Origin of the sequence: Cohnella massiliensis (assembly GCF_900169535.1) — a bacterium.
Lineage (GTDB): Bacteria > Bacillota > Bacilli > Paenibacillales > Paenibacillaceae > Cohnella > Cohnella algarum.
On sequence record NZ_LT821258.1, the window covers coordinates 273,395 to 284,587 of the forward strand.

At 52.5% G+C, this 11,193-nt stretch carries 6 protein-coding genes; all 6 read right to left on the reverse strand.

All coding sequences use genetic code 11. The features are described from left to right. A complete protein-coding gene (locus B7E11_RS10890) occupies window positions 1-789 on the reverse strand; it encodes a carbohydrate ABC transporter permease (protein WP_338026276.1) in 789 nt (262 codons plus the stop codon). A gap of 68 nt (window positions 790-857) precedes the next feature. Further along, complete coding sequence (locus B7E11_RS10895; protein WP_245809676.1) at window positions 858-1,778, reverse strand: ABC transporter permease; 921 nt, start codon at window positions 1,776-1,778, stop codon at window positions 858-860. 72 nt (window positions 1,779-1,850) lie between these two features. Further along, entirely contained in the window at window positions 1,851-3,482 is a 1,632-nt protein-coding gene (locus B7E11_RS10900; RefSeq protein WP_245809677.1) for an extracellular solute-binding protein, read from the reverse strand. A gap of 488 nt (window positions 3,483-3,970) precedes the next feature. After that, window positions 3,971-9,562, reverse strand: coding sequence for an S-layer homology domain-containing protein (locus tag B7E11_RS10905; RefSeq protein WP_080834287.1), 5,592 nt, complete (start codon window positions 9,560-9,562; stop codon window positions 3,971-3,973). Between the two features lie 468 nt (window positions 9,563-10,030). Further along, window positions 10,031-10,447: a hypothetical protein gene (locus B7E11_RS10915; protein WP_080834291.1), complete on the reverse strand. Its 417-nt coding sequence runs from the start codon at window positions 10,445-10,447 to the stop codon at window positions 10,031-10,033. A gap of 354 nt (window positions 10,448-10,801) precedes the next feature. Continuing rightward, on the reverse strand, window positions 10,802-11,193 hold a 392-nt coding region (locus B7E11_RS10920), incomplete at its 5' end, for a transposase (protein ID WP_139787189.1).

Here is an 11,193-nt window from a genome sequence, read left to right on the forward strand (position 1 = left end):
TCAGCCTTTCTCGGATCCCAGCATGACCCCTTTGGCAAAATATTTCTGGGCGAACGGATAAACGATCAAAACCGGGATCATCGTCAGGACGATCGTCGCGTTTTTCTTCGCCTGCGGCGCCAACGCCGCGGCTTCGACCAGCGCCGAGCCGCTGTCTTCGCTGAAGACCAGCATATCTCTCAGAACGACCTGCAGCGGATACAAGGAGTCCGTATTCAAATAAATCATCGGCAAGAAATAGCTGTTCCAGTGGCCGATAAAGTAGAACAACGCGATCGAAGCGAGAGCCGGCTTGGACAGCGGAATCATCATGCTGAACAAAATGCGATATTCCGAGGCGCCGTCCACTTTCGCCGCTTCGCGGACCTGGGAAGACATGCCTTCAAAGAAGCTTTTCATAATGATCAACTGGAAGGTCCAAATGGCATTCGGAATGACCAGCGCCCATACGGTATCGATCATGCCCAATTCCTTGACGATCAGGTAGTTCGGAATGATTCCGGGGTTCAAAAACATGGTGACGACGATAAAAAACGTCCACTGCTTGCGGCCGATAAATTCGCGTTGGGCCAGCGGATAAGCGGCCATCGCCGTCAACAGCACGTTAATGAACGTCCCCAGCGCGGTATACATAATCGTATTCAAATAGGCCCGGGGAATTTTGATATCGTTCAACACTTGAGCGTAAGCTTCGAAATTCAGCCCTTTCGGCCACAAGAAGACTTTGCCTTGCGTTACGCTTGCGGTATCGCTCAACGATACGGCCAAAATATAGACGATGGGAAACAACGTAGAACAGGCTACAAGCAGAAGAACGATGGTATTTGCGACATCAAACCAATGTAAACGATTCCTTTTTACCATAATCCGCTGCCCCCCATGCGTTTGCTTATCCGGTTCGAAATCAACAAGAGGGCCATCGCTACGAACGCCTCGAATAAGCCGACGGCGGCGCCGTAGCTGTAATCGTTATCCAGCAAGCCTTTGCGGTAAACGTATGTCGAAAAGACGTCGGCCACTTCATAGGTCATCGTATTATACAAAATCAATACTTTTTCGTAGCCGATCGTAATCATTTGGCCTGTCTTTAAAATAAACATAACTAAAATCGTTGGTAAAATGCTAGGCAAAGTCACGTTGAACATCATCCGGAAACGGCCTGCGCCGTCCACGCGAGCCGCCTCGTACAGCGTCGGGCTGATCCCGGCAATCGCCGCCAAATAGACGATGGACTCATAGCCCGCGTTCGTCCAAATTTCCGACAGGATGTAGATCGGCCGGAACCAATCCGGATCGATCAGGAAATACTTGCTTTCGAATCCGAACCATCCGATGATTTTATTCACGATCCCGTTCGTCGGAGACAGGAAGTCGATAATCATGCTGGAAATAATGACGACCGATAAAAACGTCGGCAAATAGCTTGCCGTTTGCACCCCTTTTTTGAACCAGGACACCCGTACTTCATTCAGCAGCATGGCGAGCAAAATCGGGAACGGAAACGAAAAGACCAACGTCAGAAAACCGAGCAAAAACGTATTGCGGAATAACATCCAAAAGTCCGGGGAATTGAAAAAGTTTTGAAAATGCTCAAAGCCCACCCACGGGCTGTCCATCACTCCTCTAAAGACGCTGTAGTCTTTGAAGGCAATGATCAAACCGTATAGCGGCCCGTAACGGAACAACAAGTAAAACACGACGCAAGGGAGAAAAATGATTAACAATTGCCGGTCGCGAACGATCTTTTTGCCAAGCCTGGCGATGCCGGAACCTTGCACGATCTTAACCTCCTTGGTAAGAGAGTGGCACTAGACGAATCTAGTGCCACTCTGCAGTCAGGTCGGAATGAGTTATTGCGCGGAATCGTAACGCGCTTGGGCGGCGTTGTAAATTTCCAACAATTCGGTGACGCCGAGCGAATCCGCTTGGGCAACCCATGCGTCCCATTGCTCCTGACCGTATTTGGCATCCAGTACGTATTTCGTGTTGAATTCTTCCGAAGCCGTTTGAATTTTCGTCTTCAAATCGGCGATTCGCGACGTTTCGTCGTTCGTGAAGTTAAGAACGGGATCCAGCGGTTCGAAAGAACCTTTCTCGTTCATCATATCTTGAGCTTCCTGTTCTCTTTCCGTGTAGTTATAGTAGACGGAACGGTGGTCGGGACGAACGTAAGCCCCCTCCAGCCACATGCCGTATTTCTCGTTCAACACCGTAATATCGATCGTTTCCACGTCGGCGAGCTCCGGATAAACCGGCTTGCCGTTCTCGTCCCACTCGAAGTTCACGCCTTCGACGCCGATCGTCATCAGCTCGGAACCGGACGGGCTGGTCAAATAATCGAGCAGCTTAAGGGCCGCTTCGGCATTTTTGTTGTTCGCGACCGCGATGCCCCAGCTCGCGTCGATTTCCGGAAGGGAACGAATGTTGCCGGTAGGTCCGATCGGATTGGCATAACGCAAGTCGTATTCGGGGTTGGCGTCTTTTACCTGGTTGTAGAACAGATCCAGGCGGCCGATCCAGTCCCAAGTGACGAAAGATTGATCCGTCGTCATTTTCGACGTCCAGGCATCCGTAGTCGACGTCAAAAACTCGGGATCCATCAGGCCTTCGGAGTACAGCTTTTTCATGAAATCAAGCTCGTCCTTGTGAGCGGCCTGGATCGAAGCGAATTTCCATTGTCCGTCCGCTTCGTCGTAGTAAACCGGATATTCCGTGGACCCGACTCCCCAGCCGTAAGCCCAGTCTTTGAAGATGGATACCCCCGTTTTCGAAGCGTACGGGTAAGAGGAAGGATAGATTTCCTTCAATTTCTTCAGCGCTTGATAGAACGAATCGGTATCCGTCCAAGGCTCGATTCCGTTCGCCTCAAAAACGTCGGCGCGATACATGAAACCGTGGTTGACGTCGCGGTTCATTTTGTAGATCGGCCAGGAGTAAAGCTTGCCGTTTTGGTCGCCGTACGAATCGACAACCCACGGATTTTCTTCCAGGTACAATTTTTTGAAGTTGGGAAGCATGTCGGCATAATCGTTAATGGCAACGACCGCTCCCTCTTGGCCGATATCGTTCAATTCGGGAATTTTCAAGCCGTGGAAAATATCCGGCAAATCTCCCGACCCCAGGGTAACGCTTAGCTTATCCAGGTATTGGGAACTCGAAACGGTTTGAAAATTGACTTTAATGCCGGTCCGCTTTTCGATTTCCTGGGCGACCAACGAGTTGTTAACCTCGTATTCGCCGACCAGCATCCACGTGATTTCCGTCGGCTCGTCTACAAGCGGCAGCGTCAGGCCTCCGGTGTCGCCGTAATCCGCTGAAGCGCTTTCCGTCGGAGCCGCGCTGCCCGCGCTGCCGCCTCCTCCGTTCGTGCCGTCCGCATTCGAATTTCCGCCGTTATTGCCGCTGCACGCAGCCAATAACGTCATCGCCATCGCAAGCACCAACAGCATGACCATCGATTTTCTTGTCAACTTCTTTGACATCTTTTTACCTCCCCTGATTTTTGGTTGCCAGGTCGTCGTCGTCGACCTGCATGACATTTATTCTATGAACGGTCCATTTGATTGTAAATTTAGGGTTATCTTTGACTCTCGTAATTTTAACCCCGAAAATCGCCCAACACCCGATTTCCCTTTAAAATCAAGGGTTTTTCCGGTGTAGAAAATGATAAAACGGAGGAAATTAATAATTTTTCGCGGGTTTTTTCCGATCAAAATCCGCTTGTCTTTCTGTGCTCGCGATTGTAAAAGGAAGATGAACCCACGATTAAAAATGGCACTTTTTTCTTGTTTCTCCTGGCAAGGCGAATGATCCTTCTCTTTTTTTCGGCAAAAAATAAAAGCGGATACAATTCACCGGTAATGTAACATACATTAACAACTATCTTCGGCCGATGCAAATGAAAGAGCCGGCGAACTCGACGCTAATCCGGGATTAGGTCGGTCTGCCGGCTCCGGGTTTTCATTTGAACCTACAGCAGCTTCAGCAAGTTATCGATGCTTTGCATCGCTTCCGCGCGCGTCAGGCGGCTTTGGGGGGCGAACAAGCCGTTCCCCCGTCCGCTTAACAGGCCTAACCGTTGCGCTTCGGCGAAGCTTTCTTTCGCCCATTCGCCAATCTCGTTCGCATCCGCAAATGGAAGTTCGGCCGCTCCGTCGGATCCTTGACCGTCGGAGAATTCATAGGCTCGAATGAGCAGCGCAGCCAACTCTTGCCGGCGGATCGTTTCGTTCGGATTGAACCGGTCGGCGCCATTGCCCTGCACGATCCCGTTTTCGAATGCCGCAGCGACGAATGAGGCGTACCAGGCATTTTCATCTACGTCGGAGAAGGCTCGATCTCCGGGGGCCGTTCCCGCCGACAAATGAAGGGCACGGGCCAACAGGGCCGTAAATTCGGCGCGCGTCACTTCGCGATCCGGCGCGAATTCCGTTTCGGATACGCCCGTGGCGATGAATTTGGCCGTCAGATTGGAGATGGCATCGGAAGCCCAATGTCCCGCCGCGACATCCGCGAACGTTTTATCCACTTCGGCAACCACATATCGGCCCTCCTCCGTTACGGAGGCAACAATCCGGCCGTTTTCCGCCTTGCTCTTCACGAACCGCAGCGAACCGTCCTCGTTTACCTTAAAGACGTTCGTTTTATTCGGATCCGACGCTTCGATCGGGAAGCTTACGTTCAAGCCCGCTTCTTTACTTAGTCGGATAGCCGTTCCGTCCGATTGCGTTAAACGAACGGTATACACGTCCGATTGGAAGGTTACATTCGCATTCGCTTCGTTTGCGGCCGCGTTCAAAATGCTCGCGGCTTCGTCAGCGTCCGCCGGTTGAACCGTTACGAGAACCGGTTGACCCTCTCCGGCTTGGGACAGGACGTTGACCGGAATTTCCACGGAAAAGCGATCGTTTTTCAACACGACCGAAGATCCGCTTACGATTTCGCTGGCGTTGCCTGGAAGTTCGACGACGGTAACGTTCGCGCCCAGTTCGATGACGGCATCGCCGCGCAGTTCCGTTTCGGAAACCGTCTGTTTTTCAGGCGCGCTTTCCGTCGGCGTTTCGATCGGACCGGACGGAATGGGCACCGGATTCGCCCCCGCCCCCGGATTCGTGCCTTCGCCAGGATCCGTTCCTTCGCCCGGGTCCGTTCCTTCGCCAGGATCCGTACCCTCACCCGGATCCGTGCCTTCGCCTGGGTCGGTTCCTTCGCCCGGGTCGGTTCCTTCGCCCGGGTCGGTTCCTTCGCCCGGGTCCGTGCCCTCACCCGGCTCCGGATCGGTCCCGGCGCCGTCTTCGAATTTGACGACGTATCGCAGCTTCGAGATTCCGTCCGTCCCCGTAACGCTAATGACCGTTTGATGTTCGGCCGAATCGTCGATTTCCACGATCGCTCCGGCTTGCGCGGCGGTTGCCGTTACCTTGCCTTTTTCCGCGCTGTCCAGCACATAGGAGGTTACGCCCGGCGTAAAGGCCTCTACCGGCGTGCCGTCGATCCGTATGTCGGATAACGTGGCATCCGTTTCGGGAATTTCGATCTTCGACAAATTCGTGCCCGCTTCGGGAGCGAAATAAATCGTGCCGTTGATACCTAACGTCATGCTGTTTACGAAACCGTCGTAAACGAGTTTATATTGCAGCGTTTCCGGATCAATCGCATACAATTTACGCGATAGCGTCGTATACAGCATGCCGTCCGGCGCAAACCGGATTTCATAGGGCATCCATTTGCTGGAGTTGTACAAGCTCGGATTGATCATTTTTTGCTTCGCGATTCGGATCTCGTTAAGATCGCTTACGTCAAGGGCGAAAATCGTGCCGTCCGCAATCCCCCACAGCAATCCGTCCGGTCCGAATTCAAGCGAACCGATCATGCGCGGAGCTTCGTCGATCGTCAATCCCAGGTCGGACAATTTGATTTTTTTCACGACTTTTTCTTGAACCGCATCCCATATAAAGATGACCGCTTCCGTTTCGGACGGGTCAATGCCCAATCCGCCCCAAACCGTCGTGCTTCCGTATAGATAACCGTCTTCGTAGGCCAATCCGATTATGCTTTGATTCGGCACGAGGTCTTCATGATCGAACTGTTTCCATTCCTTCGTCCGATCGTCATACGTGGCCAAGGAGCCGCCCAAATAGCCGTAGTCGGGCACGGTGCCGACGAACAGCCGGTCGTCGCCGGAAGTAATTGCGAACGGTCTGTCCTGATGCTCGATATCGAAAACCATCACGGGATTTTCGTTCATGACCGTTTCTTGGGTCGGATCGTACTCGTACATGACGGCGGACACGTACGTCCCGTAATAGACTTTCCCGTTCAGGAAGCCGATGCCCTCGGGCTGGGCGAACGTAGGCAAGTTTTCGACGATCGTTTCGGAAAACGGATCGTAAACGCTCATCCCCCGTTGGTAGCCGCCCATATAAAGCCGGCCGTCGAACCCCGTTTGCAGCGATTGAATATTGACGGGCATGAGGTCCACTTCCAGCGGGACGTAATCCAAAGTCCCTTCCTCTAAATCCGCGTATAAATATTCGCCGTATTGCGTTATGATCGCCAAAATCGTTTTGCCCGCTTTTTCACCGGACTGCGGCGTAATCCAGGTCATGTCCTTCACGCGCGGGGTATCCGGCAAGGAAGCGTCCAACTCGATTGGCGCCGTTTTCTTGGCCTCCATATCGTACGAATACAGCGAAGTGTTGTATTTGTAGTAGACCAAATTCCCGTTTTTCGGATCCGGTTCGGAGAACATGTCGTTGTAGGAAAACTCCGCATCGACCGCGCCGGTTGCCGCATCGATAACGACCATTTTTTGTGTGCTCACCGCGGCGAAAATTTTGCCGTTGAGGACATAGACCGCCCCCATCGTTCCCGTCGTCCCCGAATATCCGGGAATCGGGATTTCGGTTTTTTCGCCCGTAATCCGATCGACCTTGTACAATCGGACCGTCGTTCCCATTGCGGCATAAAGATACCGATCGTCCACCGCAATGCCCCGAACGTACTGCTGTCCCGGTTCTACGACCCCGTAATTGCGAAACGCGCGATTGGCTACGTCGTACTCGTACAATTTTCCGTGCGTCAGCGAATTGTACGTGCCGCCGTATATTTTGCCGTCAATCGCAGCCAGATCCCATGTCCAGTTATCCGTCGTATTGTTGCCCAACGCTTCGACTTCCCGTTTGACCGAATCGTAACGATACAGCTCGCCGTCTTCCGTGCCCGAGAAATACACGTTTTGATCGTCGCCGATCGTCATCGCCCACGTGGCAATGGTATTCGGAATCACTTCGGAAAATTTCAGTTCCCCGGTATCTCCGTCGAGCACAAAGAAAGTGCCCGGCTTGCCGTTCGTCACGAAATATACCTCGTTGTCGCCGTTTTCAAGCGTTTGAATGGCTCCCGCTTGACCCAGGCTTACGTCGACCATCGCTCCCAAATCGACGGGAGCGCCATATTCGCGCGCAAGCGGCGTTTCTTTCGGCATGACCGAGATCGTGACGTTGTCGAAATAAGCCTTCGTCAAGCTCGGATTGCCGGAGTAGAACGAGACGGTGATGTACGCCGCGCCTGCCGGAATTTCGACCGTTTTGCGCATCGTCGACCATTTTTCGGTTCCCAACGTGTTGCCCGAGAACAGCTCCGTTGCCGATGCGCCGGCCGAGCTGCCGTCTTGCTGAAAGAAATTGACCTCAAGCACGATGTTATGCGTCTGGGAAAGAACGTACACGTCGCTTGACACCAATACCGAATCCCCCGGCACGGCCGCGATCGGATCGCTCATGACGCGGAACCCGATTTCCGTGCTCGCGTCTTCGAAGTACAGGCTTTGGCCGCCTTCTTTTGCGATCGCGCTATTCAAGGCTGCCGTTCCTCCGGCGGCCGCCGGATCGACGGTCCAGTTCGCAATTCCGCCTTCGATCGGGGCCGCTTCAAAACCGCCGTTTTGAATATCCGACGGATACGAATCGTCCGGAGCGGTCGCCTCCACGACGTCGACTGTCACATCATCGATATACATTTCCGTAATCGACACGTAACCGGAATAAATCGATACACTTGCCGATACTGTGCCAGCCGGCGCAACCTGGTCCGCATTCGTTATCGGATTCCACTCGTTCGCCTTCGTCGCGCTTGCCGGATGCAATTTATTAATCGTTTGGATGATGGTCCCTTCGCCGTCGTAGAAATTGATTTCCAGAACGACGCTGTGCGTTTGCTGAACGCGGTACACTTGGGCGCCGACGCTGACTTTGCTGCCCTCCTTCACGGCGAACGGGTTGCTGAAGATGCGATACCCGCCGGCAGAAGTGCTGTCCTTGTCGTAAAAGTACAAGCTGGCGCTGCCCGACTTCGCGATCGAACGGGAGATGGCGCTTTCGCCATAGGAAGCCAAAGCCGGCTGCACCGTCCAGCCCGGAACGCTTCCGTCGGCTTCGGCCTCCAGTTCGAACCCGGGATTGATCAAGGCGGTGCCGATCGGAGGCTCGTTGCCCGAACCGTTGTCTTCTCCGTTATCGCCCGCAGGCGCATGTTCGTAAACGACGACATCGTCAAAATACGCCTTCGTCCGGCTTACATGTCCGGATTCGAACGATAATAACGCGGAAACCGCTCCTTCCGGCGCCGTTACGACAGCGGAGCTCAGTTCCTGCCAGCCCTTTCCTAAAAGGTCCGCGGCCGTTTTGCCGACTAAAATTTCGCCGACGGAAACGCCGGCTTCATTATAAAAATACAATCTCAGGTTTAAGCTGTGCGTCTGGGCGACGGAGTTAGCGCGAAGCGAAAACGAATAGGAATTCCCCGCCGTAACCTGCATTTTTTCAGACCGCAGTTGAAGCCTTGAAGCGCTTTCGCCGTTGACCGTATAAATATCGTCCAGCAGCAGCGCAGGGTTGCCGTCGACCGAATCCGTCAATACGGACATTTTATCGCTTGTGGACGTCCAGCCCGGAACGTTCATCAACAGCGAAAAGTTCTCGCTGAACACGACCTTGCTTTCCGCATCGGTAACCGTCAAATCATCCACTAAAAACGTGCCGGAAGTCGCTTCCTCCGAGTCAATCGCCACTTCCGCGGAAACGGCGCCCGCCGGAGACGTCGCGGTATAATCCAAATCCAGCCAAGCGCCGGCCGATGTCGCCGGAGCCGTCCATGCGCTGTTCTCGGCCGCAAGCAATTGACCGTCGCGATCGTAGAACCGGAGCGAAAATCGAACGTCCCCCGTCATGTTCTCCCATTTGATTTTTCCCGCAAACCGATACTCCGTCGACTCCTGCGCGTCAAATCGATCGGATTGGACCGATAGAGGTTGGCCGGATCCTTTAATCGACAGGTGAGCGTTCGGATTGGCGTTTTGTTCGTCCAACGAGTTCGCAAGAGTCGCATAACCGGAAGTCGCGCTCCATCCCGGAATCGCGGAAGGAGCGTCAAACGAATTGCGATAAATTTCAATCGGTTCGCCGGCAGCCGACTGCGCGGATGCTGAGATAGGAATCGAACCGGCGATGAACAAACCGCAAAACGTGGAAATCGTCCATCTTTTTAACCCCTTGAGTTTCATTTGCGTTCCCCTTTCCTTGTGTAAGTTAGTCTGACGTTGAAAAAATCTTATTATGGCGAAATGGCCAAGTCAACGAACATAAAAGTTTGATTATTTGCCATATTAACCCATTAAAATGCTAAAAAAAGATGTAAATTCCTTCAACAAGAAAATCAAAAAAAGCGAGTTTATCAAATTCTTCACCCGCTTTATCGATTTCTATTTCTCTTCTCTCTTTTCCTTAACGCATAGAAAATGATCATTTAGGATTTCGCCCATTTTTATTTTTGATTTCCCCTCTTCTTTTGACGATCCGCCCCGTCCCGGGACCGCAGAAAAAGCCGATCGGCGTGCGTTGAAAGCACCTCCAATCGGCTTTTTCTTTCGCTGTTGTCGAGGAATGCTTGCGGTCGTCCTCGAACCTCCAGCCGGTCGGAATAAGCGGAAGACATTCGCCTCGCTCGACAAACTCTTCGGCGAGCAATCGTTTCAAGTCCTCCGTCCCGGGAAAATCGACAGGTTCGATCCGCTTGAGGTCTGCCGCATACAGGCGAAGGTTTCGTTTGCCGGACGCTCCGAGGTCCGGTACAAATCGAGCACAAGCGCCTTGAACGGCGAACGGCATTGAGCGAACAATTTCTTCGCCTGCGGCCTGAGCATCCGCATATTGACCGATTCCGGCCGGTCCTCCCGATAAATCAGCTTGACCTCTTCGAAATGTGGCGCAACATCGCACAAAATCCGTTCTCTTGAAAACGCGTTGCGAATCGGCAAGTTGACCAGCATGTCAACGGAAAGGATTGCGCTGCCCGCGAAAAAGAACAAGGCGAGCTCGTTCAAATAACCGATCGGGCCGACCTGTATTTTTTCTTTTCCGCCCTCGGCTTTTTTACAAGATTCCCCCATTCCATCATTAAAACAAGAGATTCTATGTCATTTTGCAACCAATTCATGTAATCGGACTCGTTGGGGTTCGTAACCCAACATGAATCCTTCATTCAGTCCGCTGTTTATAAGCTATCGCTGCGTTTCCGTTCAATGCTCATTGCCTGAGCCCGGCATTGTTATCATCAGTATACCTTTCCTGCCGTGAACAAGCCATGCGCTAGCGGAGCGAATTGGTCGTCACGACTCAACTGAAGAGGCGGCGTGCGTGGAGAGGCGGCAAGATGAGTAATATTTTATACGAAAATGAAGTGCCGTAAGAAGGCAAAAAAAAGACCCACTACCCCGAAATCTTAACCCTAATTTTTTAAAAATTTAGGTTGTTCCAGTAGGTTTCAAATCGACATTATATCCAAGCTGGTGCAACTGTTTCGTTAAACGTTCCACCATCTTGGAGGTCGACTCCTGAAATACGGTGGATTCAATTTCCTGGTAATTTACCCGGTCTCGAAGCATCGCATAGGCGATTCGCAAAATCAGATGGGCTGTGGCGACAGCTGCTTTTTGGTCACCTCGGCGCTTTCTTACCCTCCTGAAATAGTCGCCAATTCGGTTGCTGCTTCTAGCGTTTGCCCATGCCGCTTGGCATAAGATCCCTTTTGCATGTTTGTTCCCTTTACGGGCTTTAGCTTTTTTTTTCACGCCTGCACTTTCGTTGTTCCCAGGGGCTACACCGACCCAAGAGGCCAGCTTGGCATCTGACGAGA